The sequence below is a fragment of the Fructilactobacillus sp. X3R2C1 genome, assembly GCF_059901235.1.
The window spans coordinates 92,846-118,616 of the sequence record NZ_JBWXVA010000004.1; the positions used below are offsets into that span (position 1 = coordinate 92,846).

At 39.0% G+C, this 25,771-nt stretch carries 25 protein-coding genes and 1 pseudogene; 18 read left to right on the top strand and 8 right to left on the bottom strand.

Annotation, left to right across the window (positions count from 1 at the left end):
* Positions 1-78: 78 nt before the first annotated feature.
* The 7 genes from AC6UDB_RS05250 (at position 79) to AC6UDB_RS05280 (ending at position 6,426) form a co-directional block, all read left to right on the top strand.
* Positions 79-1,200, top strand: coding sequence for an NAD(P)-dependent alcohol dehydrogenase (locus tag AC6UDB_RS05250; protein ID WP_500694228.1), 1,122 nt, complete (start codon positions 79-81; stop codon positions 1,198-1,200).
* A gap of 64 nt (positions 1,201-1,264) precedes the next feature.
* The gene (gene aldA, locus AC6UDB_RS05255; RefSeq protein WP_500709342.1) at positions 1,265-2,725 is read left to right on the top strand and encodes an aldehyde dehydrogenase; all 1,461 of its coding nucleotides are present in this window, start codon (positions 1,265-1,267) and stop codon (positions 2,723-2,725) included.
* A 165-nt stretch (positions 2,726-2,890) separates the two neighbouring features.
* On the top strand, positions 2,891-3,385 hold the full coding sequence (locus tag AC6UDB_RS05260; protein WP_500709343.1) for a GNAT family N-acetyltransferase: 495 nt from the start codon (positions 2,891-2,893) through the stop codon (positions 3,383-3,385).
* A 114-nt stretch (positions 3,386-3,499) separates the two neighbouring features.
* On the top strand, positions 3,500-4,336 hold the full coding sequence (locus tag AC6UDB_RS05265; protein WP_500709344.1) for an aldo/keto reductase: 837 nt from the start codon (positions 3,500-3,502) through the stop codon (positions 4,334-4,336).
* A gap of 23 nt (positions 4,337-4,359) precedes the next feature.
* Positions 4,360-4,962 (top strand): NAD(P)H-binding protein, encoded by a 603-nt coding sequence (locus tag AC6UDB_RS05270; protein WP_500709346.1) that lies wholly within the window; start codon positions 4,360-4,362, stop codon positions 4,960-4,962.
* Positions 4,963-4,985: 23 nt separating this feature from the next.
* Entirely contained in the window at positions 4,986-6,029 is a 1,044-nt protein-coding gene (locus AC6UDB_RS05275) for a zinc-dependent alcohol dehydrogenase family protein (RefSeq protein ID WP_500709347.1), read from the top strand.
* A 16-nt stretch (positions 6,030-6,045) separates the two neighbouring features.
* Entirely contained in the window at positions 6,046-6,426 is a 381-nt protein-coding gene (locus tag AC6UDB_RS05280) for a DUF2255 family protein (RefSeq protein WP_500709349.1), read from the top strand.
* A 72-nt stretch (positions 6,427-6,498) separates the two neighbouring features.
* On the opposite strand, the gene AC6UDB_RS05285 is transcribed toward AC6UDB_RS05280, so the two are convergent.
* Positions 6,499-7,704 carry an ATP-grasp domain-containing protein gene (locus tag AC6UDB_RS05285; RefSeq protein ID WP_500709350.1) on the bottom strand — a complete coding sequence of 402 codons (1,206 nt, stop codon included), beginning with the start codon at positions 7,702-7,704 and terminating at the stop codon, positions 6,499-6,501.
* A gap of 136 nt (positions 7,705-7,840) precedes the next feature.
* Here AC6UDB_RS05285 and AC6UDB_RS05290 point away from each other — a divergent pair, with 136 nt between their 5' ends.
* Entirely contained in the window at positions 7,841-9,010 is a 1,170-nt protein-coding gene (locus AC6UDB_RS05290; protein WP_500709351.1) for an MFS transporter, read from the top strand.
* Between the two features lie 45 nt (positions 9,011-9,055).
* Here AC6UDB_RS05290 and AC6UDB_RS05295 read toward each other — a convergent pair whose 3' ends face one another.
* Together AC6UDB_RS05295 and AC6UDB_RS05300 are read right to left on the bottom strand one after the other, a co-directional pair.
* A complete protein-coding gene (locus AC6UDB_RS05295) occupies positions 9,056-9,793 on the bottom strand; it encodes an SDR family oxidoreductase (RefSeq protein WP_500709352.1) in 738 nt (245 codons plus the stop codon).
* A gap of 150 nt (positions 9,794-9,943) precedes the next feature.
* Positions 9,944-10,690, bottom strand: a complete 747-nt coding sequence (locus tag AC6UDB_RS05300) for an SDR family oxidoreductase (RefSeq protein WP_500709391.1) — start codon at positions 10,688-10,690, stop codon at positions 9,944-9,946.
* Positions 10,691-10,872: 182 nt separating this feature from the next.
* On the opposite strand from AC6UDB_RS05300, the gene AC6UDB_RS05305 reads away from it, so the two are divergent.
* Positions 10,873-12,099, top strand: coding sequence for an ammonium transporter (locus AC6UDB_RS05305; RefSeq protein WP_500695913.1), 1,227 nt, complete (start codon positions 10,873-10,875; stop codon positions 12,097-12,099).
* A 463-nt stretch (positions 12,100-12,562) separates the two neighbouring features.
* On the opposite strand, the gene AC6UDB_RS05310 is transcribed toward AC6UDB_RS05305, so the two are convergent.
* Positions 12,563-12,919 carry a hypothetical protein gene (locus tag AC6UDB_RS05310; RefSeq protein ID WP_500699731.1) on the bottom strand — a complete coding sequence of 119 codons (357 nt, stop codon included), beginning with the start codon at positions 12,917-12,919 and terminating at the stop codon, positions 12,563-12,565.
* A 403-nt stretch (positions 12,920-13,322) separates the two neighbouring features.
* On the opposite strand from AC6UDB_RS05310, the gene AC6UDB_RS05315 reads away from it, so the two are divergent.
* A complete protein-coding gene (locus AC6UDB_RS05315) occupies positions 13,323-13,889 on the top strand; it encodes an LbetaH domain-containing protein (protein ID WP_500707544.1) in 567 nt (188 codons plus the stop codon).
* 147 nt (positions 13,890-14,036) lie between these two features.
* Here AC6UDB_RS05315 and AC6UDB_RS05320 read toward each other — a convergent pair whose 3' ends face one another.
* The 4 genes from AC6UDB_RS05320 to AC6UDB_RS05335 all read right to left on the bottom strand — a co-directional run bounded on the left by AC6UDB_RS05320 (position 14,037) and on the right by AC6UDB_RS05335 (position 16,781).
* Positions 14,037-14,399 carry a type II toxin-antitoxin system PemK/MazF family toxin gene (locus AC6UDB_RS05320; RefSeq protein ID WP_500699733.1) on the bottom strand — a complete coding sequence of 121 codons (363 nt, stop codon included), beginning with the start codon at positions 14,397-14,399 and terminating at the stop codon, positions 14,037-14,039.
* Positions 14,396-14,638, bottom strand: a complete 243-nt coding sequence (locus AC6UDB_RS05325) for a hypothetical protein (protein WP_500694239.1) — start codon at positions 14,636-14,638, stop codon at positions 14,396-14,398. The genes AC6UDB_RS05320 and AC6UDB_RS05325 overlap by 4 nt, the downstream gene beginning before the upstream one ends.
* A 301-nt stretch (positions 14,639-14,939) precedes the next feature.
* The gene (locus AC6UDB_RS05330; protein WP_500709353.1) at positions 14,940-15,956 is read right to left on the bottom strand and encodes an NADP-dependent oxidoreductase; all 1,017 of its coding nucleotides are present in this window, start codon (positions 15,954-15,956) and stop codon (positions 14,940-14,942) included.
* A 12-nt stretch (positions 15,957-15,968) separates the two neighbouring features.
* Positions 15,969-16,781, bottom strand: coding sequence for an oxidoreductase (locus tag AC6UDB_RS05335; protein ID WP_500709354.1), 813 nt, complete (start codon positions 16,779-16,781; stop codon positions 15,969-15,971).
* A gap of 104 nt (positions 16,782-16,885) precedes the next feature.
* On the opposite strand from AC6UDB_RS05335, the gene AC6UDB_RS05340 reads away from it, so the two are divergent.
* The 8 genes and pseudogenes from AC6UDB_RS05340 to AC6UDB_RS05375 all read left to right on the top strand — a co-directional run bounded on the left by AC6UDB_RS05340 (position 16,886) and on the right by AC6UDB_RS05375 (position 25,730).
* Positions 16,886-17,425 carry a TetR/AcrR family transcriptional regulator gene (locus AC6UDB_RS05340; protein WP_500709355.1) on the top strand — a complete coding sequence of 180 codons (540 nt, stop codon included), beginning with the start codon at positions 16,886-16,888 and terminating at the stop codon, positions 17,423-17,425.
* A gap of 12 nt (positions 17,426-17,437) precedes the next feature.
* Positions 17,438-18,133: a type 1 glutamine amidotransferase domain-containing protein gene (locus AC6UDB_RS05345; RefSeq protein WP_500709356.1), complete on the top strand. Its 696-nt coding sequence runs from the start codon at positions 17,438-17,440 to the stop codon at positions 18,131-18,133.
* A 148-nt stretch (positions 18,134-18,281) separates the two neighbouring features.
* The gene (locus AC6UDB_RS05350; protein WP_500709392.1) at positions 18,282-19,403 is read left to right on the top strand and encodes an MFS transporter; all 1,122 of its coding nucleotides are present in this window, start codon (positions 18,282-18,284) and stop codon (positions 19,401-19,403) included.
* Positions 19,404-19,527: 124 nt separating this feature from the next.
* The gene (locus tag AC6UDB_RS05355; protein WP_500709357.1) at positions 19,528-21,096 is read left to right on the top strand and encodes an ATP-binding cassette domain-containing protein; all 1,569 of its coding nucleotides are present in this window, start codon (positions 19,528-19,530) and stop codon (positions 21,094-21,096) included.
* A 370-nt stretch (positions 21,097-21,466) separates the two neighbouring features.
* Positions 21,467-22,483 carry a zinc-dependent alcohol dehydrogenase family protein gene (locus AC6UDB_RS05360; RefSeq protein WP_500696010.1) on the top strand — a complete coding sequence of 339 codons (1,017 nt, stop codon included), beginning with the start codon at positions 21,467-21,469 and terminating at the stop codon, positions 22,481-22,483.
* Positions 22,484-22,501: 18 nt separating this feature from the next.
* Positions 22,502-23,224 (top strand): annotated as a pseudogene (locus AC6UDB_RS05365) (DUF6198 family protein); the annotation flags it as partial.
* A 72-nt stretch (positions 23,225-23,296) separates the two neighbouring features.
* Positions 23,297-23,689, top strand: a complete 393-nt coding sequence (locus tag AC6UDB_RS05370; RefSeq protein ID WP_500696009.1) for a VOC family protein — start codon at positions 23,297-23,299, stop codon at positions 23,687-23,689.
* 286 nt (positions 23,690-23,975) lie between these two features.
* A complete protein-coding gene (locus tag AC6UDB_RS05375) occupies positions 23,976-25,730 on the top strand; it encodes a teichoic acid glycosyl transferase (protein WP_500709358.1) in 1,755 nt (584 codons plus the stop codon).
* Positions 25,731-25,771: the final 41 nt, after the last annotated feature.

Sequence of the window (25,771 nt, forward strand, 5' to 3'; positions counted from 1 at the left end):
TTGATTAATGAAATCAGCTTTTTCTTTGATCATAATTGCTCAATAATTAACAATTTTACATTATGGGAGGGTTTACTTATGAAGATTGAAGCAGCGGTCGTTAATAAGAAAAATGGCAAGTTCGAAATTAAAGATGATGTCGAATTAGCCAAAATGCAACCAGATGATTTACAAGTTCACATGGTTGCAACCGGAATTTGTCACTCAGATGAAGCTTTAAGAAAGGGCACGGCCGAGATTGGTTATCCAATTATTCTGGGTCATGAAGGTTCTGGGATTGTCGAAAAGGTTGGTTCGGAAGTAAAAGACTTTAAGCCCGGCGATCACGTCGTTCTGTCATTTTATGGTTGTGGAAACTGCATTAACTGTTTAAGGGGAATTCCCACTCAATGTTTAAACTATGCGGCCAATAACCTATCGGGGGTTCGTCCCGACGGCAGTGCGCACTTTACCGAAAATGGGCACGATGTTGCCGACATGTTTGACCAATCATCGTTTACCACGACCACGGTGGTTCGTGAACGAAACGCCGTTAAGGTCTCAAAGGACCTCGATTTGAGAAAGTTAGGACCATTAGGTTGTGGTTACGTGACTGGTAGCGGAACGGTCTTTAATACTTTAAAGCCCGAGCCCGGCTCAACGATTGCGGTCTTTGGGACTGGAGCCGTTGGGTTAGCTGCCATGATGGCTGGTCGCATTTCCGGATGTACCAGTGTGATTGCCGTTGACATCGTTCCATCCCGTTTAAAGTTGGCCAAGGAACTTGGCGCCACTGATGCCATCAACAGTAAAGACGAGGATCCCGTTGAAGCCATCAAGAAATTAACTAATGGGCACGGAGTCGACTATGCCGTTGATACGACTGGCGTTAAACAGGTCATGGAAAGTTCGATTCAAGCCTTGGCTCAAGGTGGAACAACGGCTACGATTGCCGTAACCGATCAGCACATTAACTTGGATACTTGGAACGACCTTTGTACCAGTGATCGCAAGGTTGTCGGTGTTAACATGGGTGATTCGATCCCGCAAGTCGACGTTCCCCGTTTAATTCGTTTTTACCAATTAGGCATGTTCGACTTTGATAAGACCGAGAAGTTCTACCCATTTGATGAAATCAACGAAGCCAATGCTGATTCCATCAGCGGAAAGACGATTAAACCGGTACTAGTAATTGATAAGGACTACCAACCCGGAAAATAAGGTTGATTAAATCACTTTAACATGATTGTTGAAATTAAATGTTATTGAAAGGAAGCATCATATTATGGCTGAATTAAAACATTACCAAATGTACATTAACGGAGAATTTAAAGATTCAGATTCAGGAAAAGTATTAACGGTGCTCAATCCAGCGACGGGACAGGCAATCTCAACCGTTCCTAGTGCTAGTAAGGAAGAGACTAAACAAGCCATCGATGCCGCAGCTAAAGCCGAAGAATCATGGAAGAAGGTTCCAGCTGCCACTCGTGGTCAGTATTTGCACGCGGTCGCAAACGAAGTTCGTAAACAAAAAGACCATTTGATTTACATGCTTCAAGAAGAACAGGGCAAGATTAAGTCACTTGCCACCACTGAGATCCTATTCTCAGCCGATTACTTTGACTACATGGGAAGTGCCAGTCGAACCTATGAGGGAGAAATCCTTCAATCTGATAACGAAGACGAAAGTATCATGATTGAAAAGCAGCCAATTGGCGTTGCGGCCGGCATCTTACCATGGAACTTCCCGTTCTTCTTAATTGCCAGAAAGATGGGTCCAGCACTAGTCACCGGGAATACCATTGTGATGAAACCAAGTTCTGACACCCCTAACTTAGCGCTTGAATTCGCTAAGATCGTTGAAAAAGTTGGCATTCCTAAGGGCGTTGTTAACATTGTCACGGGACCAGGTTCGGTCGTTGGCGACGAATTATCAAAGAACAAAAAGGTTGGCATTATCAGTCTGACTGGTTCGGTTGAGTCAGGGAAACGAGTCATGACGAGTGCCGCTACCCATTTGGCCAAAGTGTCACTTGAACTTGGTGGAAAAGCTCCCGCCATTGTATGTAAAGACGCTGATATTGACTTGGCGGTTCAATCCATCATTGATTCCCGAGTTGATAATAACGGTCAGATCTGTAATAACTGTGAACGAGTATACGTCCAAGAAGACGTGGCCGACGAATTTATCAAGAAATTATCGAAGAAAATGTCAGAAATCACGGTTGGCGATCCGATGAAGGACGAAAACGTTGAGATGGGTCCACTGATTAACCAAGGAGCTTTGGATAAAGTTTCGAAAATGGTTGACCGAGCCGTTGAAGCTGGCGGTAAGGTTACCGCTGGTGGTCACAAGTTGAACATCGAAGGTGGCTTTTACTACGAACCAACGGTCATCACGAACGTCAAACAGGATTCTGAGATTATTCAAGATGAAATCTTTGGACCAGTTCTCCCAATTGTGACCTTCAAGACCTTAAGTGATGCCATCAAGATGGCTAACGATAGTGACTTTGGACTTACTTCATCAATCTTTACCGAGAATCTGGATAACGCTCATCGAGCCGCAAACGAACTCGAAGACGGTGAAACCTACATTAACCGTTACAACTTTGAAGCCATTAATGGTTCACATTCTGGTTGGAAAGAATCTGGAATTGGTGGTGACGATGGTAAACATGGAATTGATGAATTCTTAAATACCCACACCATCTACTTGCAGGGACACCCTGATAAAGCAAAATGATAATCAATATTAACAATTAGAAACAGAATGAACTCATAGAGGTAGACCAAAAGTCGATTTTATGGGTTCATTTGTTTTACTTCTGTTTCTTCTTCATAAATTGTCAAAGTAGCTAAAGATTGATAAGATTTAGGCACTAATTAAAAGACAACTGAGGAATAATTAATGAAATTACGTGCTTTAGAGAAAACCGATTTACCTAAACTCCATGAACTGTTTAATGATAAACGAGCCATGGACTACTGGTTCACCGAACCGTATCTTTCTATGTCGTCCCTTAACGAAAGATACGAACGTGAGAACAATGATCCGGCCGTTCGCAATTTTGCGATTGACGTCAAGGGCAAGTTTGCTGGAATCGTGGCATTGATTGATATTAATCCACGCGATCGAAACGCTGAGATTGAGATTGCGCTTGGTGACGAATTCGTTGGCAACGGCATTGCCCAGGCGGCGTTTGACGCTTGTGTGAACTATGGATTTGAGACGTTAAACCTCCACAAGATTTTCTTGTACGTTGACGTGCAAAACAAGCCCGCCGTTCATATTTACGAAAAGTTTGGGTTTAAGATTGAGGGAACCTTAAAAGACCAGTTTTACGTCAACGGAAGTTACCATGACGTGTACTGGATGGCAAAATTTGAAGATGAATCGGTTTAAGACAGCCAATCTTTGGTTGTTTTTTCTTTTCGACAAAACGCTTTACTTGCATTCAAGTCCAAGTAAAGGTGTAAATTATGGGTAGTCAATAAATAACAAATAAGGAGAGTTATCATGGAATACTTTACATTAAATGACGGCAACCAGATGCCCGCAACTGGGTTTGGGACCTTTCAAATCACCAACCCAGAAGAGGCTGAACAATCGGTCATCGACGCCATCGCATCGGGTTATCGTTTAATCGATACGGCTCAATACTACCGAAACGAAGAAGCCGTGGGTCGGGGGTTGAAGAAGTCTGGCGTAAAACGCGAGGATTTGTTTGTCACTTCTAAGGTCTGGTTCACTGACAGTGGTTACGACAAAACCATGAAAATGTTTGAGACCAGCCTCAAAAAATTGGGACTGGATTACCTTGATTTATACCTGATTCACCAGCCTTACGGCGACACCTTCGGTTCATGGCGGGCCCTTGAAGATCTTCAAAAAGCGGGCAAAATTAAGTCCATTGGGGTTTCCAACTTCTACGATGATCAGATTACCAATTTGGCACTATTTAACGACGTTAAACCCGCCATTAATCAGATTGAGATTAATCCTTGGGAACAACAAAAGACGGCCGTTGACTATCTGGAATCATTTGACGTTCGTCCTGAAGCTTGGGCTCCATTTGCGGAAGGCAAACACGCCATCTTTAACAACGAAACCCTGAAAGCAATTGGTGCTAAGTACAAAAAGAGTGTTGGTCAGGTCATCTTACGTTGGGAATTTCAACGTGGAATCGTGACCCTGGCTAAATCAACTCATAAGAATCGGATGGAAGAAAACATCGATATCTTCGACTTTGAATTAAGTGACGATGATATGAAGGAGATCGCCAAGTTAGACAAGGGTGAAAGCCAATTCTTTGACCACCGTGATCCAAAGACCATTCAAAATTTCGTTAAGTAATGAGAATGCGAAAGGCATAATTTATGAAGAAAATTTTAATTATTGGAGCGACCGGAAACGTCGGTCAAGAGGTCAGAAAGAACCTGTTGGAAAAAACCGATGACTTTCTGACCCTTTTCTCAAGAAGTGCAGGTCAAAAGTTTAGTGATGACAGTCGAGAGCGGGCCGAGAGCGGCAACGTAAATGACTTATCTGACCTTGAAAAAGTTGTGCATGGTCAGGACGAAGTGTTTGTGGCGCTTAGTGGCAACTTACCGGAAATGGCCAGGAACATTGTGGCCGCCATGGATGATGAAAACGTCAAACGCCTGGTCTTCATTACGTCAATGGGTATTTATAATGAAGTCCCTGAAGAAATCTCGGCAAGTGGGAACCTGAAGAACAATCCACGACTGGCACCGTATCGAGAGGCGGCCGATGTGATTGAAGGTTCTGATTTAGATTACACGTTAATTCGACCGGGATGGTTTGATAACGGCAGTGGTGAATACGAAATTACGTATAAAGGTCAAGATGTTAGCGGTAATCGGGTAGCCGTTGCCAGTATTGCTGACCTAGCGACGCGCCTGCTTCAAGATGACCAGCTGGATGTAAGAGAAAGTTTAGGAATTAATCGAAAAGCTTAGTTAAATGAATGTGAGGAATTGAAATGAAAGCAACGGAATTTATCAAACCGGGCGATGTTGAACTCGTTGACACGCCCAAACCCAAGATTGAAAAACCAACCGATGCCATTATCAAGGTGGTACGGGCCAGCGTTTGTGGATCCGACCTCTGGTGGTATCGTGGCATTGACGAACGAAAACGCGATACCTTTGTTGGTCACGAAGCCATCGGGATTGTCGATTCAGTTGGGTCCGACGTCAAGGACGTTCAACCCGGTGACTTTGTGATTGCCCCATTTACCCATGGTTGTGGTCACTGTGCCGCTTGTTTGGCGGGATTTGACGGTAACTGTATGAACCAGGAGAAAGGCGCCAACATTGGTTATCAAGCTCAGTACTTCAGATACATCAACGCTAACTGGGGGCTCGTCAAGATTCCCGGTCAACCATCGGACTATTCGGATGAAATGTTGAAGTCACTGGTTACCCTCTCTGACGTTATGGCAACTGGTTATCACGCCGCTGCTAGCGCCGAAGTGAAAGATGGTGACACCGTTGTCGTCATGGGTGATGGTGCCGTCGGCCTTTGTGGTGTAATTGCGGCCAAGTTGCGTGGCGCAAAACGAATCATTGCCATGAGTCGTCACGAGGACCGCCAAAAGTTAGCCAAGGAGTTTGGCGCCACTGACATTGTCCCAGAACGTGGGGATGAAGCGGTTAAGCATGTGATGGAGCTAACCGACGGTGCTGGCGCTGATGCCATCCTTGAATGTGTTGGAACCGAGCAGTCGGTGGATACGGCAACTAAGGTTGCTAGACCGGGTGCCATCGTTGGCCGAGTAGGAATTCCGCAAAAGGCCGAGATGAACACCAACAACTTGTTCTATAACAATACCGGTTTACGTGGTGGCATTGCGCCCGTTACCACCTACGACCGTGATGTATTACTGAAGGCGGTTCTTGACGGCAAGATTAATCCCGGAAAAGTCTTTACCAAGGAATTTGATTTAGATCACGTCAAGGATGCTTACGCTGCCATGGATAAGCGGGAAGCCATTAAATCGTTATTGATTGTTGATAATGATTAGTTGAGGAGGCTTAAGAATGGCAAAAGATTGGACGAAAGAACAATTAGATGCATTTTCAAAAGCTGATGATATGCACGTTTCACCGTTTTATGATGATGGGGTGACCTACGGAACGCCAACCTGGATTTGGTCGGTTGTGGTAAACGGAAAGTTATACGTTCGGGCCGCTAACGGTCAGAATTCCAGCTGGTACAAGTCAGCCATGAAGCAGGGTGCTGGACGGATTCACCTAGCGAACCAAGATTACGAGGTTAATTTCGTTAAAGCTGATGACAGTGACAAAATCAAAAATGCCGTTAGTGACGAATATAAACGAAAGTACGCTGGAAGTCCGTACATGCCACCAATGTTAGCGGACGGACCGGTGAGTGCCACGGTGCAGATTGAACCTAAATAATTATTTAAAAGAAGTAACTTGATGGTTACTTCTTTTTTTATATGAAAAATCACTCATTTAGTAGATGAGTGATTATTTTTGATAAAGCGTATTTTGTTTAACCCACTGATCGATTTTAGTCAGTTCCCTTTGAACATCTTCTGGATTTTTTCCAACGACTGATACACCAACGATGGCATCAACACTACTATGAGCGTTGTCATAAATCCGGCCGATTTTGCCGAAGGGGATAACGTCATAAACGTTTTTAAATGGAATTTTTTGAGGATATTGCAGTAACTTGCCGCTTTCAGGACTGGTTAAGACAAATCCCCTGATGTTTTTGGTGGTAAATGAGTGGTTAATAACGTGAGTATGATCTTCAGAAATATCAGCCTTAAGCAGTTCTTGAATTGGATTAAAGTGAAACTCGTTTTGAATTTCTGGAAGAATGCGTCCTCCACCTAGGCGGGAACCAATTTCAAGAAAGCAGACATCTTTCCTATTGGCAAAAACCTCTAGATGAAACAGAAAATTGTTTGGTTTTTCAAAGGCACTCAATAGTTGAACGGTAAAATCATGAATTTGTCGATAGATGTTGGTATTGGGATCAATCTGTACACTACCAGTTGAAGTTCCGTGATGAAATTCGAGTAAATTGTGAAAGTATTTAGATGGAATTAAATAAACGAGTTTATTATTCAATATCATTCCGTCCACGTGATACAAATCCCAGTCGATATATTTTTCCGCAATAAAGTTAGTAAGGTTCTGTTCTTTGGCAATTTTCATCAACTGTTGTTTGTTTTGAATTTTGTAAGACTTCATCGATCCCATGCCATCACGTGGCTTCACGATAAAAGGAAAACCGAATTGGTTTGAAGCATTAATTAAGTCATTGACCGAATTGATTGGTTTAAAACTTGGAACTTTGACCCCAGATTTTTGCGCCGTTTCGATCATCATTAGTTTATCTCTAAATTCCTTAGCACTCCTGACGGTCTGTCCTGGCACGTTATATTTCTTTCTCATCTTTGCAGCAAATTCAATTTCTTCTTCAGAGTAAGCAAAGATGACATCAATTTGATTTTTAAAGTGCTGTTGTATTTCGTAATCAATGTACGTTTCGTTCCAGTTAGTTAATTCGATAATTTTGATGTTATTGGGCAACTGTGCTGGATAATTATTGCGATGGCGTTTCAAAATAAAAATTAAATATTGATTATCTTGATCGTTTTTAACGGCATCAAAGTAGTTCATAAATTGATTACTAATTGGCGCTAAGATTACTACGTTCATTGGTTTCACTATCCTTTAAAATGCTATCGACTTCACATTTGTTCTTGCAATTTTAAATTAAAAATGTAACATGGGGCCAACATAATTTTGATTTTTCGTATCATAACACAAATTAAAAAGATAGGAGTGAATTATCTTGGAATTTAAATTGTTTTTTTCAAGACTTTTTTCTCAAATTGGCGATTTGGTTTTTAATACCCTGATTGATCTGTGGATTTTGAATGTATTTCACTCGTCTGCCACGTTAGGAACTAGTCTGGCAATTGCCAGCACGGCGAACTTTGTGGCCAGTTTCTTTGGTGGTTACATAGCGGATTCAAAGTACATGGGAAAAGCAATATTAGTGTCCGAATTACTTTCTTTTCTATTTTCGGTTTTAAACATTGTGTACCTTTCTTCGCTTGGTGGAGTCAAGCCTAGCATTTGGGTTGTTAATTTGTTTTTGTTTGTCCTGAACTTTAACGGATTTTTATTGTCGCCGTTGATGAAGAAAGCGATCAGTCAGTACATTCAAACCGATCGGATTCCTAGGTTTAATCAATCCATTTCAATTGCGGGACAGGTTGCGACGGTGGTTGTTCCAGCTGTTAGTACATACTTATTTACCCATTCGTATTTAAACATCATTGGCGCGCTTGCTATCAATGCAGCATCCTTTGTAATCGCATTTTTGTGTTTATTGAAATTGGTTCACTATCAAGCTTCTGGTCATACCAAGAACAGATACGCCATTGCTCTCAAATATTTGTTAAATAATTCTAATTTACAAATTATTGTTTTACTTGGTATTTTACTGTCTCTCTTTTCATCGGAACTAAACGTTTTCTTTCCCGTCTTTGTGTCAAAGAACTTGGATCTTCAATCACTCTACGGAACGGTGATTAGTGCTGAGGCGATTGGTGGGATATTCGGAGCTTTTTCGCTTAAATTCTTCAAATCGACTAATAATCTTAAAAGTGAATTCTTCCTGATATTTATCTTGCTTCTAATTTTAATTGAGAATTTTATTTTCCAGAATATTTATTCGGTTTATGCGTTGTCGTTCTTCGCAAACGTCGTTCTTTTGCGCTATGGCGTGATTAGTCAAACGTTTATTCAAATTAACGTTGATAAGGAACTAATTGGCAAGGTCTTTTCGGTCTTGTTTTTCTGCTTGAACATTGCGATGCCGGTGGGGAGTTTCATCATGGGTCACATCCTGTCCAGCTCACTTGCTTATGCATTTGTATTTCTCGCAATTACACTGATTTCAACGTTTTTGATTCTTTTCTTTTACCGTGGTTTCTTTAAAAGAGTTGCTGAATAACAAAACAAGAGGGTCCTCACTAACTAGTGAGGACCCTCTATTCACTTACACATCCTGGTCGGTTGGACGAACCAAGACTTCGTTAATATCAACGTTTTCTGGTTGACTCATCATGAAGACCGCGATTTCCGCGATGTTTTCGGGACTCAACCAGCCATGCTTGTCAGCTTCAATCTGTTTTTTAATCTTGTCATCGTTGATGGTGTTCATCAGGTTCGTGTCGACAAAGCCGGGTGAGACAATCCCAGTCCGAATTCCATTTTGGTGTTGTTCCTGACGGAGACCTTCCATGATGGCTTTGACGGCGTACTTGGAACCGTTATAAACGGCGGAATTAGGGTAAACTACGTGACCAGCGACGGAATCGGTGGCCATGATTAAACCTTGACCCTGTTGTTTCATTTGTGGGACCGCCGCCATAATCCCGTTTAAAACGCCCATGATGTTGGTGTCAATGGCTTTTTTCCAATCGGCTAAACGATCCGGGTCATCGACAGGTCCCTGTGGCATAATGCCAGCGTTGTTATACATGACGTCTAGCTGGCCGTACTTGTCGATTGCCATGCCGGTCAGTTCCTGAACGTCTTCTTTCTTAGTAACATCCGTAATTTTGTAAGAAAAGTTTTTTGGATTATCAACTTCGGTGGAAAGCTCTTCAAGTTGTTCCTCGTTTCTAGCACCGACGACCACTTTGGCTCCCCGAGACAAAGCTAACTTGGCGGTGGCAGCTCCCATCCCAGAACTACCACCGGTGATAACTACAACTTTATTTTCGATTGTCATAATAAAACCCCTCTTCCAACTTATGACTTCCAATACGAGATCATTTAACGCTAAATTTAGTCCTGATTCAAGTAAATGGGTTTCAAAATTGATTAAGATTCTGTGACAAAAAACTCCTACTCATTGAGTAGGAGTCAAATCAAAGTTTTATTAGATGTTTTGGTCGGTTGGGCGAACCAGGACTTCGTTAATGTCAACATTTTCTGGTTGACTCATCATGAAGACGGCAATTTCTGCGATGTCGTCAGGTTCTAACCAGCCATACTTGGTGTTGTTATTTTGTTCAATACTCCTTTGGATTTTATCGTCGTGAACGGTTGACATCAGGTTGGTATCAACAGCGCCGGGTGACACAATCCCGGTCTTGATGCCGTTTTGGTGTTGTTCCTGACGCAACCCTTCCATGATGGCTTTGACGGCGTACTTGGAACCATTGTAGACGGCTGACCCAGGGTAAACCACGTGACCAGCGACCGAGTCGGTGGCCATGATTAAACCATGACCTTGCTTCTTCATTTGAGGAACCGCGGACACAATGCCGTTCAATACTCCCATAATATTGGTATTTAAAATATCCTGCCATTCGCTCAATTTAGCTGGATCGTCAACCATTCCCTGCGGCATGATGCCAGCGTTGTTATAAATTACGTCGAGCTTGCCAAACTTTTTGATGGCTAAATCGACTAAGGATTGCACCTCGTCTTTTTTCGTAACGTCAGTTTGTTGGTAGGCAAAGTTTTCGGGATGGTCAACTTCATCGGCCATTCGTTCTAATTTTTCTTCATTTCGTGATCCAACGACCACTTTGGCACCTCGTGTAAGGGCCAACTTAGCGGTTGCTTCTCCCATTCCAGAAGAGCCACCGGTGATGACAACTACTTTATCTTTAACAGACATCATAACAACTCCCTTCTTAATACAGGTAAAGGGTAAACCCTCATATGGCGTAAACGTCAAGAAAGGCGACTTGATGAAACTTTTCCGTCTTTCATGTCACATATTGAGACATGAAACCTGTTCAAATGAGAATTAAAGCCTAGACTATTGGTATACTAAATTGATGAACGGGCGTGACTTACATGGCAGCAAACGAGGTTTTTGTATTTATTTGTACGATTTTGGTGTTCTTCATGACACCAGGACTGGCGTTTTTCTACGCCGGGATGGTTTCAAGAAAAAACGTGGTGAACACCCTGATGTCGGTTTTCATCATGTGCAGCATCCCCGTTCTTTTGTGGGTCATCATTGGCTACTCGCTCTCGTTTTCGGGGAACTACTTCAACGTTATCGGTGGGATGCATGATTTCATGTTACATAATTTCAACTTTACCGCCCCAGCAACTGCCGGTCCCATCTCCAACGGTTCATACATGCTGTTTCAGATGATGTTTGCCATCATTACGCCAGCCCTTTGGATTGGTGGAATCGTTGGCCGGATGAAGTTTAAGTTCCTAATCCTGTTCACGATTGCCTGGTGTATCTTGATTTACTATCCACTCGTTCACATCGTATGGGGTGGGGGATTTTTACAACAGATGGGAGTCTTGGACTTTGCTGGTGGAACGGTCATTCACATTAACGCTGGGATTACCGCCCTGGTTCTGGCCATCATGCTTGGACGACACAAGCGCGGCAAAAACGACAAGGCTTATAACCTGACCTGGGTCTTTTTGGGAACGGTCATCTTGTGGCTTGGTTGGTACGGTTTTAACTGTGGGTCGGCACTCGCCATTAATCACATTGCGTTTCAGGCGATGCTGACGACCACGATTGCTACGGCAACCTCGATGTTAACGTGGATTATTTTGGACGTCTTCATCCTAGGCGCACCATCCCTGATGGGCGCATGTACCGGAACTTTGTGTGGCCTGGTTGCCATCACTCCGGCCTGTGGGTTTGTTGGAATTGGAAGTGCGATTGCGATTGGCATCATTGCCACGTTATGTAGTTACACCTTCATTAAATACTTAAAGCCCCGCTTGCACGTCGACGATACGTTAGATGCGTTCGGTTGTCATGGGGTATCTGGAATTGTTGGTAGTCTTTTGACCGGACTGTTCGCTAGTAAGGCAATTAATCCGCAGGTGAAGTTTAGTGGCATCTTTGCTGGTGGTTCACTTCATCAGTTTTGGATTCAGCTGCTGGCAACTGGTTTCAGTATCGTGTTTGTGACCGTCATGGTTTTCTTGATTGTGTTAGTGCTAAAGCACGTTACGAAGATGCGAGTTACTCCAGAAGAAGAGGCTAAGGGACTAGACCTGAGCGAGCATAAGGAACGGATTGATTGTGATGCGATTAATCGCTAGGATAACATGAAAGAAAATAATTTTATGTAGCTTGCCTATTAAGTAAAAAAGCTCCTTCCTAAAGTGAAAGGAGCTTTTCTCTAGTCTTTAGTTCCAGAAAAATAGTTAAGTAAAAAGTCAATTAATTTTTCAATCAAATGAGTTAATAAATTAATTATTACTGGAATAATGACTGATAGTAAGAGATACATCAAATCACCGACGAGTATAGTTAGTATTGTGGTGTAAATACTCGCCTTAATTAGTGTATCATTGACTAAATAATAATATTAGATATAATTAAAACAGTAAGAGATACACAAGTCACCAGTTTGTGGTGAACTGATGATTGAGCTTATCAGCTAAAGCTGGTGGGCTCTTTTTTGTCTTACTATCGAAGCTAATGCCAATTGAATTACCACGTTTTTGATTTTATTTTTTTCATTTTAAAACTAACATTGTTAATATTGTCTATTCAGTTTGATTATTCTAGCTCTATATACTTCACTTGAAATTGTGGGAATAAAATCCTAATACCTGAATAATTGAGTCTTCCGTAAACACCAATGTTTTTTTGCCCTAACGATCCTACGTAATAATCTAAGTTTCCTGACCCTTGATCATCTGATAAATTTTTTAATGTCTCATATTTATGGCGTTTTATGTAGTTATAAGTGGCTAAATTCTTGCTAAACTTTTTAATTTTAGTATTTGATAAAGTTATTGCTCTCATTTGAATGCTTACTGCTGCATGGTCAGCAAATAAAAGGTCAAAAGCAAGAAAACCAATCGATAAAATGATAATGAGTGATGTTGATATAAGAATTGTTTTAGCTTTCATTTTGTAGTCCCCTCAATTTATTATTTTTAGTGATAATATTTTATCACGAAATATTATTTATGTAACATAACACCTATGAAAACGGATGAGCTGATTTTATTTGTTGTAATTTCAATTTTCTCGGTGTTTTTGGTTGCTTTTAGTAATATTAATTCAAATCCAATTAATATTTTTAGCAAGGACTTAATGAGCATGGATATGGGGTCAAAGATTGCTCATCATGGAGAGTCAAAAGAAACGACATCACAATTGGCCTAAAACTGCATGGTATCGAAATTAGAAAAAGTGCTATTAGATATTATAGGTAGGCATTTATGTGATTTTCTGTTTCTCATTATAATGATGATACAATTGTCACAGGAGCCTTTATAACTCTAAAAAACAAAAATCGAGGTAGATATCTATGTCAAAAGAAGATGATCTTTTAAAGGCCGCCTTAAACGGTGGAACGTTTGACTTTCGTGACCCGTCGTTTAAACCAATCTTTGATATTCATTTTAAAAATGCTGAATTATTGAAACAGTTTAACAGTGAACCAGATCCAGTTAAGCAACAGGAAATCTTGGCTAAGATTACTGGCAGAGAAGTACCGGAAAACGTGATTGTCTTTCCACCACTTCAGACTGATTTTGGTCGCAACATTTTCTTAAAATCAGGAGTCTTAATCAACATTGATTGTCTGTTTGACGATGCTGGTGGAATTTATCTCGACGAAAACGTTTTGATTGGACCACGAGTTTCACTGATTACGCTTAACCACGATACGCGACCAGACCACCGGAATTTGATTACTACTGGTGCCATTCACATTCACAAAAATGCTTGGCTTGGAACTGGTGTCATTGTTCTTCCAGGTGTTACCATTGGTGAGAATGCCATTATCGGTGCTGGCTCGGTTGTCAATAAGAATGTTCCTGCCAATTCAACTTACGTAGGCGATCCGGCCAAACCAATTAAGCGGCATGACTAAGAGTAAAATTGGTTTTAGCGTTTTTGAAACGTGGAATGATTTGAGATAATAAAACTGTGAGTATTAACAATGTAGATACCAAAGCCCCTAACTAATGCGATAGTTAGAGGCTTTTTGTGGCGTATCAGTTTTTTATTACTATTTGTTTTATCCCTGGCTAGGGAAATTAAAGATCTGACCTACTAGTTGTTCTATGATTAGTAAGTCGTATTGAGTTAATTTTTCAATGAATTTAATATTTCTATCACTGTTACTAGACCAATCATAACTTGCTAGTTGACTAGTTATAACCTGACCATGTGTTTTGTATCCATTTAAATTAAAATTACCAGCATAGTTCCGAATTGTACTCGTAATTGGACAAACAACAACAAAACGAGTTGCGTCATTAAAGGCTTTGGTACTGATTACTAGGCCAGGACGTCTTTTTTTAATTTCGTTTCCTCTACTGGGATCAAAATCAATCCAAACAACGTCTCCTTGATTTGGACAATACGATTGATTATTCAAATCATTTCACGTCCCTCTAGTTGACTTTTATTATTAATGGGAGACTGGTAAAGTTTTCCGTTGGCATATTTTTTGTCGCCATAAATTTGTTTTATTTTTGGGACCAACATAAGTGCTCCCTGTTGATCTTTAGTTAGAAAGTATTCTTGTCCCAAAGCTAATCCATATTCTTTTTGAGTCTCACTATTGAAGTTAATACCAATTGAGTTTCCACGTTTTCTGATTTTAACTTTTTCCATCAACATCATCTCCTCAATTACATTGTATCACATGTAACACTGAAGAACATAAGAGTACATAGTTTTTCTTTTTTTATTGTTAATTAAACTTTTTAATATATTTAGAACCTCTTAATTGGTTTTGAATTTTTGGTATTTTATTTCTCATTATTGGTGGCTGTTGTTCGTTTTTGGAGGATTTATAGGATGGTTTGTTCCTGAAATTGTTGATGTATTTAAATAAATTAAATGAAGTGCCAGACATAGAATTTTAACTTTATCTGGCACTTCATTTTATTTTTACGGTTTTTATTAAATAGTTTTACTTCATTTCAATCACTATCTTGCCAGTAGCGTGGTGTGATTCCAGTAGTTTATATCCCGCTAGCACGTCACTAAACGGGAAGACCTTGTCAATAATCGGCCTTAACTGCTGGTCTTCAATCATCTGGGTTAAAATATCCAATTGAGGTCCACTGGGATGCATGATGAAAAAGGTGTATTCAACGTGATGTTTTTTAGCTAAAAATCGCAGGGGACCACTAGCGATTCCAAACAAAATTGATTTAAACCAGCCAAGATGGTGTTCCATTCCAAATTTAAAGGTTGGAATTCCATTGATTGTGATTAGCTTGCCGCCTGATTTCAAGATTTTAAAGGTATCTTTGAGGGTTTTGCCGCCACGACTGTCAAAAGCAATGTCGTAATCACTTAACACCTCGGAAAAATCCGTCGTATGATAATCAATCACTTGATCGGCACCTAAAGAGCGCATTAACGCCACGTTCTTTTGACTCGTGGTTGTCGCAACGAAGGCACCTCGCGCTTTGGCAATCTGAATTGCCATGGTACCAACGCCACCAGACCCGGCCTGAATGAAGACTTTTTGGCCCTTTTTCAGTTTGCCAATTTCAATTAAGGCCTGGTAGCTCGTTAATCCGGTTAGGGGAACGGCACTGGCGTCTACTAGACTCAAGTTACTTGGCGTTTTAGCGATGTCGTTCTCGTCAATCGCGATGAATTCGGTTAGAGTGCCACTTTGATAATCATCAGGACGCCCGTACACCTGGTCACCCAGTTGGAATTTAGTTACCTTTTTGCCGACTTTGACCACCGTTCCGGAAAAGTCATTACCAACGGTGATCGGTAATTTGTAAGGCATGATGATTTTTACTTTACCAGATTGAATCGTATAGTCGATTGGGTTGAGTGACGAGGCCGCAATTGACACTAAGACCTCGTTGTCATTGATTTGAGGAACGGGAATGGTGTCTTTTACAAAGGGCGTTCGGTATTTCAGCAGTTGCAGCGCGGTCATTTGTTTGGGGATGTTAGTCATATTAGGCACCTCTTACATAAATTTGGGGATCAGGCGATCCATCAGTCTCGTTGGTAAAACGGCATTGAAGAACGCAGTTGGTTTCGCACCGAACCCAATGAGATATCGTGGTCTGGGATTTCTGGCTAAAACGACTTTTTGAATTGTTTTGGCAATCAGAGTGGGTTGTGACGCTAATTTCGAGGCATAAATTTTATTAGTTTTCTTGGCCATTTCTTTCGCGGCTGCTTCGTACTTGGTTCCTTTAGAGGAATTAACCAGCTTGTTCATAGCGATGTTGGACCAGTTACTTTTAACGACCCCCGGTTCAATTAGGACCACCTGGATGCCAAACCTTCTTACTTCCATTCGAAGTGAATCACTTAAGGTTTCAAGTGCATGTTTGGATGCGAAGTACCAGCCGGCGAGTGGGCTACTGAACCGGCCCGCCATTGAAGAAATATTGATGATTTTGCCCGCGTGTTGTTTTTCCATGTAGGGTAGAACCAGTTTGGTTAGGGTAACTAACCCGAAGACGTTGACGTCAAATTGGCGTTTGGCTTCCTCAGTGCTGACGTTTTCGATGGCGCCAAAAGAACCATAACCAGCCCCGTTAATTAAGACGTCAATCTTACGGGCGGTTTGAATAACTTGATGAACACCTTTTTGCATCGAATCTTGGTCGGTAACGTCCATGCTAATTGGAGTAACCCCAAAAGCCCTTAAGGGTTCCATTGCGTCCGTGTTTCTGGCAGCTCCAAAAACTTGATAGCCGGAGTTTGCCAACAGTTTAGCGGTTTGATATCCCATTCCGGAGCTAGCTCCTGTGATTAAGATTGTTTTCATTAGTTACCTCCTAAATGATATAAGTTTCGTTGATTAAGTTACACGAGTATATTATAATACAACTGTTGCGTTTGCAACTATGAACTCAAAAAAGGTGATTATTAATGGAAAAAAAGATTGACAGAAGAGTTCGAAAGACCCAGAAAGCCATTCAAGACAGCTTTCGTGAACTATTGCAGGAGAAGCCTAGTTTAGATCAAATTTCGGTGAAAATGATTTGCGATCAAGCCGACATTACGAGAAAAGCCTTTTACGACCACTATTCTGACAAGTCGGCGCTGGTTTTGGACTTTATGAATTCATATTTCAAAGAGTTGAGGTTGACCTGTCAGAATGTCGACGACACGAAAGTCCAAGAAAAGATTGAACTTTGGATTAATTTCTTCACTCAGGACCGTAACTTCTTTCGTAATCTATTAAAAAGTCAAGATTCGTATCAGTTCAGAAAAGAATTCAACGATTTTACCAGGGAACAGCTGGCGTTTGTCACTAAAGACATCAGTAAAACGGAACTAGACTTCATTTGCTACGGGATTGATGGCATCATCGAAGAGCTAGTTTTATCAGATGAACAGGTTGATAAGGGTGAACTGGCTAAGAGAGTGAAGGCGATTTTAATGCCATATCTGAGTCAAGATAAATAGGAGGATGCTGCGATGAAAAAAATTTTAGTGGTCGAGACTAACACGACTAATTTCCCTAATAGTAATCGACTGACTGGTCTGTGGTTGGGTGAATCAGTTGAGTTTGTGGCGGAAGTTCAAAGGGCTGGATACGACGTGGATTATCTTAGTCCGAAGGGAAGGTACGTTCCGATTGATCCAAGAAGTATGAAGTCGTCGTACGTTGATGCTGATACTCTAAGGATGTATCAAGATCGCGACTATCAGAATCATGGATTGGCTAACACTCTGAAACCAGTCGACATCAACCCCGAAGACTATTTGGCGATTTACTATACTGGTGGCCACGGAGTAATGTGGGATTTCCCCGATGACCCGCAGTTACAGAAAATCAGTTTGGAAATCTACAATAACGGTGGATACATCTGTTCGGTGTGTCATGGCATTGCTGGAATCCTTAACATTAAGCTGCCAGATGGGAAATATCTGATTTCTAATAAAAAGATTACTGGTTTTACGACTGCTGAGGAAGTTTTAAGTGGCAACTATAAAAGGGTGCCGTTCTTAAATGAGAAGGTTGCCAACAAACACGGCGCTCATTTTGAAAAAGTACGACCATTTAAAAGCCATGTCGTAAGAGACGGACGCTTAATTACGGGACAAAATCCGCAATCACCGAAAGCGGTGGCAAAGGAGCTTGTGGGGGCGATAAATAGTAAAAGTGTTTGAACAATAAGAATGGAAGTTGTTTAATAGAGCTAACTTAATAGTAAAAAAGGGAAGAACTATTCTTCCCTTTTTTAGAATCTGATTGATTGGAGGAGATCCCATCGATGCTTTAAGTACTCAAATAAAAAGCTTTTTAACCGGAAACTTTATGTATAATTTTTCCAGGGTCCTCCCGCATGCGATCTTATCCGTAATTCTGTTGGATAAGGGATTTTCTATCAGTCAAATATCTATCATTCAAAGTATTTTTATGGTTGCAGCTCTCATAATGGAGATTCCATCTGGTATTGTTTCAGATATTATTTCAGAGAAGAACATGTACCAACTTTCCCTAATTTTGATTTTTATTTCTTATTTTTTAACTTTTATGACCAAATCATTTCTGCTAATCAGCGTGGCATGGTTTTTGTATGGGATGTCATCAGCGGGCATGACAGGGTCTTTAGACACCTATTTTGTGAAAACCATTAAAAATCATGACGGTAGTATCAAAAAATTCAACGTGAAAAACAACTATGCGATTTTGTTTAGTGGATTAATTGGTGGCGGACTAGGTGCAACCATTTATAACTACATCGGAATTAACATATACATTGTGTCTTTATTAGGATTTGTGCTTGCCTTTATACTAATTCAAGGCTTAATTCCAAAAGTAAACATCAAGATGGAAGATCGGATCACCTTAAGTCAAATGGTAGGCGGACTTAAAAGTCTTAAAGATAACAGTAAATTATCAGTAATCATTGTACTGATGTGCTTTCTGCAGATGTTTGCCCAAGTGTTCTATCAATATTGGCAATTTATCTTGTTACAAGACCATATCTCTAAAGCTTACTTTGGAATTGTGTATGTGTTGTTTCAACTCTTTTCAATTATTGGAAATATGATGTTAAAACACATCAAAATTTCAAAGATATCTTATGTTATTAATCTAATACTTATTCTGATTTTATTTGCATTGTGTAATGTGTTCAGGCTTGATTTTATGCCCGTCGTCTTTTTGACGCTCTTACAGATTCCGTTCAATGTCTATTCATATCAACTTAATATTGAATTTCAGCATTACGTTAATAGTAAGATGATGTCCACTTTTATTTCTATCATGGAGTTCTTATCAATGATTGTTGCCGCTCTCACTTTGTGGTTTATTGCTGCTTTTGTATCGAATAGTAATTTAATGATGGTTTTAAATGTAGTTGTGTTAATTTTCTTCATCGGATCTATGATAATCAATATTTTGAGGAAAAATGAAGAGATTCAGAATGAATAGATTTTATAAATGATTTGTTTTAGATGTTGAACATTAAGTTCAACATCTTTTTTTGGTGGTGCTATGATTGTCTCAATTTATTTGAATCACATGAAGATTAACGACAATTATTGGGAGCAGGTCGATGAAATATTTTGCTAAACATTTGATTAAACGAATTGGTATTTTGAAGATTATCATTTATCTTTTATTTTTATTTGTATCGTACGCCATCTTCTATTTGCAGCCGTATTTATTGAGTAACATCATTAATTCAAATGGTAAAAAAGTCATCTTTACGAGTTGTTTATTGTTTTTAACGCTAATGATTCCTTCGATTACCACTTATGTTAGTAATTATTTTTTACAAGCTACCCGTAAGTATTCTAAACAGGAGATCTGGTCAAACATCGAAAAGGGTGGTTACAAGTACTTTCAAGCAGAAAAAGTGGGCAAACTTCAAAGTTACGTTGATGAGGTATCATTTTCATGTCGTAAGTTGGTTCAAGAGGTGATGCCAGCAGGAATTAAGGGAGTTGCCTTACTTTCTTTGTATACCGTCATTTTGGCTAAAATGAATTTAATGATTGGGATTTCATATTTAATTGTCTTTCTCCTCTATATTTTACTTTCCGTTAAATTATCGGGAAAAAATCGGCAATATGTCCGCGACTCTTTAAGTAAAACTTCCAAAGTGAATGAATACATCTTGGATTTTTATAATAATAAAGAAACAATTTATTCACTAAGAAGTTTAAGCTACGAAAACGGTATTTTTAATAACCTACTAAATAATGAGAGAAGAATCTATTATAAATTACAAAATAAAATTAATGGATCTGCGATTATCCAGCAGTTATTCATTGTGGTGATGGCTTTCGGAATTATTGTATTTATCAGCATTGTTGGTAAGAACAAGGATTACAGTATTTCTGGACTTTTAATTTTAGTGTATTCAATCATTAGTTTGAGTCAATTTGGGTCCGAGTATCTGGAGATGATTGAGCTTTTTGATCGTATCCGGTCAGGATTAGACGATTTACACTATCCTGTTTTGGGTTCGGTTCATGAAGGCAGAATTTTTGCCCCAGGTAGTGATTGGTTGAGGGTTAAAAAAATTAAATTTAGTTATCGTAATAGCAAAAACATTTTTAGCCATTTGTCATTAAACATTCATAAGGGTGAAAAGACGGCGATTGTTGGTGATAATGGCTTAGGGAAAAGTACGTTGTTAAAAATAATTGGTGGACTGATAGTGCCACAAAGGGGTGAAATTATAATTCCAGCGGAAGGTCCAACTGATGTTGTTTATCTTGGTCAGGATACACCGTTATTTAACCGATCGTTATACGATAATTTAACGTATCCAGGAAATCAGAGGACATCGTTTGACTTAATTAATCAACTTTTTGACGAAATCGGATTAGGGAAAATTTCAAAAGATGATGCTTTGAAAAATTATTCTACCAAAGAATTTAAGAGTCATTTTTCTGGCGGTGAGCAACAGAAAATCCTAATTTTGCGAACTTTTATTCAAGACCCATCGGTGGTTTTGTTTGATGAAAGTAGTAGTGGACTTGATCCACAATCGGTTAATATATTTTATGGATTAATGAGAAAATATTTAAAAAACAGTACCATTATTTCGGTCGTTCATAATAAGTCTGAACTACAGTACTTTGATCATGTAGTTAATCTAAAGAGCTTCATTTGATAATCATTCCTTGACCACTGCTACATCTTCTAGTGGTGTGGGGATGATTTTATTTCCGAACAATTCGTGTGATTTTCATTTTTATTTCGTTTTATCAAAACAATTATTGTGAAATTATTATTTATGTTAATTTATTTCAGAATAAAATGAGAATCAAAATGATTTGAAATATTGATCTTAGTATATTTGCTGATTCAGAAGTGCTTGTGAAGTTATTATTTATTGCCATGCCAATAGTGTAAGCGGTTGCATTATTAAAATTCCGAGTATATATTGAATGTGTAAATAAAAACAAGCGCTTATTTTACTTACTATTAATTAATACTAAATTTAACATGATAAAAAGAGGCTATTTATTATGAACGATAAAATGAATGCTTTAGTAATGACTGCCAAACAAAAGATGAAGATGGAGCAGATTGACACTCCAACTCCTAAAGACGATGAAGTTTTGGTTGAAACGGCCTATGCCGGAATCTGTGGGACTGATAATGGGCTGTTCAATGGGTTACCTGGCTCCACTGACGCTACCCCGCCAATCGTGTTAGGTCACGAAAATTCTGGGATTGTTGCCGCCGTTGGTAAAAACGTCCAAGAATTTAAAAAGGGTGATCGAGTCGCCGTTGACCCCAATATTTATTGTGACAAGTGTTTCTATTGTCGAACTGGTCGTTATGAACTTTGTGACAACTTGTCAGCCATTGGAGTAACTCGTAATGGTGGACTTGCTCAATACTTTACAGCACCTGAAAAAGTGGTTTACAAATTACCAGATTCAGTCTCACTTCAAGCTGCATGTTCACTTGAACCAATCTCTTGTGTGGTTCACGCAATGAAGATTACCGAGAACATTACCCCTTACCAACACGCTTTAATCATTGGTGATGGTTTCATGGCTCGTCTGTTCGCTCAAATCCTGCGTGACTATGGGATTCAACGAATTGATTTAGCTGGGATTCTAGACGACTCGGTGCTTGACCGTTTGAAGTCTGAATTAAAGTTAGACAACGTGATTAACACGACGAAGACCCCGATTAAAGAAAATTATGACTTTGTGGTTGAAGCCGTTGGTCGTCCTGAGACTCAAGAAGAAGCTGCTGAGCACACCAACAAGGGTGCTCAAGTGCTGATGTTTGGAGTCGGTAAACCTGATCAGACCTTCTCAATGAATACTTACAACGTCTTTAAGAAACAGTTAACGATTAAGGGATCGATTATTAATCCCCATGCCTTTGAAGATGCGATTGCTTTACTGGCATCCGGTGCCGTTAAGACCACTCCGTTCCAGGATAATATTTTAAAGCTTGACGAAGTTGAAGGAGTTCTAAATCACACGACCCCTAAGATGGGGAAGTCGATTGTCGCAGTTAACCCAGAACTTAAATAGAAAAATGTGGTGATTGTTATGACTGCAAAGAAAACACCACGAACGATTTCGATGAGTGCTTCGATTATTTATTTTATTATTTCAATCATCATCAATTCACTTGGAAACGTTCTGACGTTGGTCACCAGTGCCAAGGTGGTTCCCCAGTTTTTGGGATCCGCCTACTGGACGGCGGCCGAAACCAACTTTAGTATTGCGATTCATTGGAATCTTTTTTGGACCTTTGTCCTGATCGGAGTTGCCATTATCATCTTGAATGCGCTCTTACTTGGGAAATGGGACTGGGGCAGAGCCATTGGAAACATGATTTTCATGATTCCGTTTTCCTGGTTAGTTCAGGTGTTCTATGACCTCCTGACCGAGATTATCAAGTTACCAGAGGCCCGTTCGTTGGGCTTAATCACCGTTTACGTGCTGGTCAACTTTATCGGAGTTGCGTTTATTGCGATTGGAATTTCGATTTATCAACGGGTCAACCTGGTCTTACACCCAAATGACGATCTAATGCAGATCCTACGTTTCAAGTATTTTAAGGGGAACGCCGCTGAAGCAATGTGGGCTTCATACATCCCACCGACTGTTATCGGAATAGTTGCGATTTTGATCACACATCGAATTGAATACTATGGTATTGGAACGATTTTTGCCTTTCTTTTCCAGGGTGGCATTACCGGAATTGCCGATAAGGTCGTCTTTCCAAGCCTCAAGCACCAAGCGTTAGATACGTCTAATGGTATAGAAGATTCAACGGTGGCAACTGGTGTTGATAATGATGACCACCAATTATCGCATAATAAAAAGGGGAGTAAGAAAATGAATATTAGTGATTACTTTACTGGTCTTCAACACGTAGGAATTCCTACCAAAGACCTTAACAAAACCATTCAGTATTATGAAAAACTTGGATTTAAAAAGATTGGCGATTTCCCAAATGGTAACATTCACTGTGCCTTTATGAAGTACGACAACCTCACCCTTGAAATTTGGGAAGGCGAGCCAACCAACCCGGTTGATGGCGCGATTAACCACTTTGCCTTAAATACCACTGACATTGAAAGTGCCTTTAAGGCCGCTAAAGAAATGGGACTGAACGTCGATGATGATCAGATTCAATACATTGGGGCGTACTGGACGAAGGGAATTAAATTCTTTAACGTCTATGGTCCTAACCACGAACGCATTGAATTTTGTCAGATTCTGAAGTAACGATTGATTGCCATTAAATTATTAAAACCTCAATTTTTAAAACCCATACCAAAAAGGGGATGTTGAACAATTAGTTCAGCATCCTCTTTTAATTTTATAGGGCTTTTTCTAATTTGTAGTTATCAGCTTGATTTATTTATCACATTCACAAAAAAACTCTTGCAATAAATCCTCTGGGGGGGGGTAACATGGCATTATGAGAAGTTAAAATTTAATAACAATGTCATGATAATGTTCGTTTTTAATGAATACTTAGTACATTGTAAGATAGGATTGTGAAAGAATAATGCATTTTGAATCAAGAAGGATTCGTTTTAATAAGGTTTTTAATCGTACGAATTTAATGTTTTTTTGTATTTTTTTATTTGCTAGTATAATTTTTTTAGGAATATGTAGTTACACTTCTCCTTTGTACTATTTTGACTATTCACCAGATAGTAACTGCTATTTTACTGTTGGGAAAGCTATGATGAATGGAATTATCCCGTATAAAGATTTATTTGAACAAAAGGGTCCTTATGTTTATTTTATTCATGGAATTGCTTGGTTAATAAATTCCAAAAGTTTGGTTGGAATGTTTCCATTTGAAGTGTTGTCTTTAATGGCAATTATGTACTTTGCTTATAAAATAACGCATCTTTATATAAAGAGTAATCCTATTTCTGTTTCAGTAGGCCTATTAACGTCAATATTATCACTCTATCACCCATACTATAATTATGGAGATTCCGTTGAGTTTTTTGCTTTTCCTGCAGTTTTAGGACTTATTTATCTTGTTTTACTAATTAGTAATAGAAACTTTACAGTTACAAAGCTTGAATGGTTAATTCAAGGTATTATTGTTGGAATTATTATATTTTCAAAATTTACTTTAATTGGAAGTTGGATTGTCTTCTATTTTCTCATTTTTGGTTTTTATCTTTTTCATAAAAGGTTTGAAGCGATGAGAAACATGATTTTATATAGTGGATTAGGTTTTTTATTATCTACTGTTCCATGGATTATTTATTTTATTATTACTAATTCATTAAAACAATTTATTAATGTTTATTTTATTGCCAATATTTTCCAATATAGTGGATCTCATGCTTCTATCATTGGGAAATTAATTAATGCTTTAATAGTATTTGAAAAATTTCTTACTTCTGATCCAATAATATTTTGTTTTGGATTTTTAGGAATTTTATTTTTATGTTTATATAATAGCTTTTTTACGAACACGTTTACACATATATTAATTTTGCTTATGTTATTTGGTAATGCACTTATTTCAATTTATGGACATGATCTATCTAATGTTCTTCAATATTATGAGCTTATATGGTTCCCTTATATTATTCTTTCAATAATTGCCTTAGTAGTCTACTTATATAAATCCTTATTAAAAAGTAAAATAAATGTAAAAGAGAGAAATATTATATTAGGAACTTTTCTTCTTTCCTTTTCATTTTTGCTAGGAATAAATAATAATGTAATGAACTCTAAAGTTTTTGCCAATAATGGATCGATGACTGTCAATCCAACTGGCAAGCCCACTCAGCCTGCGCAAGTTATATTTGGTAAAATTATAGAACATAATTCGAAAGGGAAACCAACTTTATTAAACTACGGATCTCTTGATATGGGAATTTATACAACTTCAGGTGCAATGCCATCAACTTATTATTTTCAAAATTATAATTTTCCAGCAAAGTTTGAAAAGAAAGTTTTGAATTCTCAATATAATGTTATTAAGGATAGAAAAGTTCAGTGGGTAACTTTGAATACACTTGGAGGAACAAGTATTAGTGAATATAGTGGACCAGGTGGTGAAAAACAAGGACAGATGGCAGGAAGTAATTTAAATCCTGGAACACAACAAATTTCTTCGACGCTTTTTAAAAATTATAAAATCGTAGCAAAGCATGGGCAGAATTTTGAGAACCAAAATGTTACGTATTGGTTATTAGAAAGAAAAAAGATTTCTCATCATAAAAACAAACAACATAAAAATACCATTCAACGGGGTGCTTATCAAACAACATATAATAGTTATTATTGATCACAAAAAAGGGGATGTTGAACAATTTGTTCAGCACCCCC

Coding starts and splice junctions, on each gene's coding strand:
- AC6UDB_RS05260 (WP_500709343.1), top strand. CDS start 2,891: ATGAAATTACGTGCTTTAGAGAAAACCGATTTACCTAAACTCCATGAA.
- AC6UDB_RS05345 (WP_500709356.1), top strand. CDS start 17,438: ATGAAAAAAATTTTAGTGGTCGAGACTAACACGACTAATTTCCCTAAT.
- AC6UDB_RS05360 (WP_500696010.1), top strand. CDS start 21,467: ATGAATGCTTTAGTAATGACTGCCAAACAAAAGATGAAGATGGAGCAG.
- AC6UDB_RS05280 (WP_500709349.1), top strand. CDS start 6,046: ATGGCAAAAGATTGGACGAAAGAACAATTAGATGCATTTTCAAAAGCT.
- AC6UDB_RS05330 (WP_500709353.1), bottom strand. CDS start 15,956: ATGACTAACATCCCCAAACAAATGACCGCGCTGCAACTGCTGAAATAC.
- aldA (WP_500709342.1), top strand. CDS start 1,265: ATGGCTGAATTAAAACATTACCAAATGTACATTAACGGAGAATTTAAA.
- AC6UDB_RS05305 (WP_500695913.1), top strand. CDS start 10,873: ATGGCAGCAAACGAGGTTTTTGTATTTATTTGTACGATTTTGGTGTTC.
- AC6UDB_RS05265 (WP_500709344.1), top strand. CDS start 3,500: ATGGAATACTTTACATTAAATGACGGCAACCAGATGCCCGCAACTGGG.
- AC6UDB_RS05250 (WP_500694228.1), top strand. CDS start 79: ATGAAGATTGAAGCAGCGGTCGTTAATAAGAAAAATGGCAAGTTCGAA.
- AC6UDB_RS05300 (WP_500709391.1), bottom strand. CDS start 10,690: ATGTCTGTTAAAGATAAAGTAGTTGTCATCACCGGTGGCTCTTCTGGA.
- AC6UDB_RS05285 (WP_500709350.1), bottom strand. CDS start 7,704: ATGAACGTAGTAATCTTAGCGCCAATTAGTAATCAATTTATGAACTAC.
- AC6UDB_RS05315 (WP_500707544.1), top strand. CDS start 13,323: ATGTCAAAAGAAGATGATCTTTTAAAGGCCGCCTTAAACGGTGGAACG.
- AC6UDB_RS05370 (WP_500696009.1), top strand. CDS start 23,297: ATGAATATTAGTGATTACTTTACTGGTCTTCAACACGTAGGAATTCCT.
- AC6UDB_RS05375 (WP_500709358.1), top strand. CDS start 23,976: ATGCATTTTGAATCAAGAAGGATTCGTTTTAATAAGGTTTTTAATCGT.
- AC6UDB_RS05325 (WP_500694239.1), bottom strand. CDS start 14,638: ATGGAAAAAGTTAAAATCAGAAAACGTGGAAACTCAATTGGTATTAAC.
- AC6UDB_RS05275 (WP_500709347.1), top strand. CDS start 4,986: ATGAAAGCAACGGAATTTATCAAACCGGGCGATGTTGAACTCGTTGAC.
- AC6UDB_RS05350 (WP_500709392.1), top strand. CDS start 18,282: ATGTATAATTTTTCCAGGGTCCTCCCGCATGCGATCTTATCCGTAATT.
- AC6UDB_RS05310 (WP_500699731.1), bottom strand. CDS start 12,919: ATGAAAGCTAAAACAATTCTTATATCAACATCACTCATTATCATTTTA.
- AC6UDB_RS05355 (WP_500709357.1), top strand. CDS start 19,528: ATGAAATATTTTGCTAAACATTTGATTAAACGAATTGGTATTTTGAAG.
- AC6UDB_RS05295 (WP_500709352.1), bottom strand. CDS start 9,793: ATGACAATCGAAAATAAAGTTGTAGTTATCACCGGTGGTAGTTCTGGG.
- AC6UDB_RS05340 (WP_500709355.1), top strand. CDS start 16,886: ATGGAAAAAAAGATTGACAGAAGAGTTCGAAAGACCCAGAAAGCCATT.
- AC6UDB_RS05335 (WP_500709354.1), bottom strand. CDS start 16,781: ATGAAAACAATCTTAATCACAGGAGCTAGCTCCGGAATGGGATATCAA.
- AC6UDB_RS05270 (WP_500709346.1), top strand. CDS start 4,360: ATGAAGAAAATTTTAATTATTGGAGCGACCGGAAACGTCGGTCAAGAG.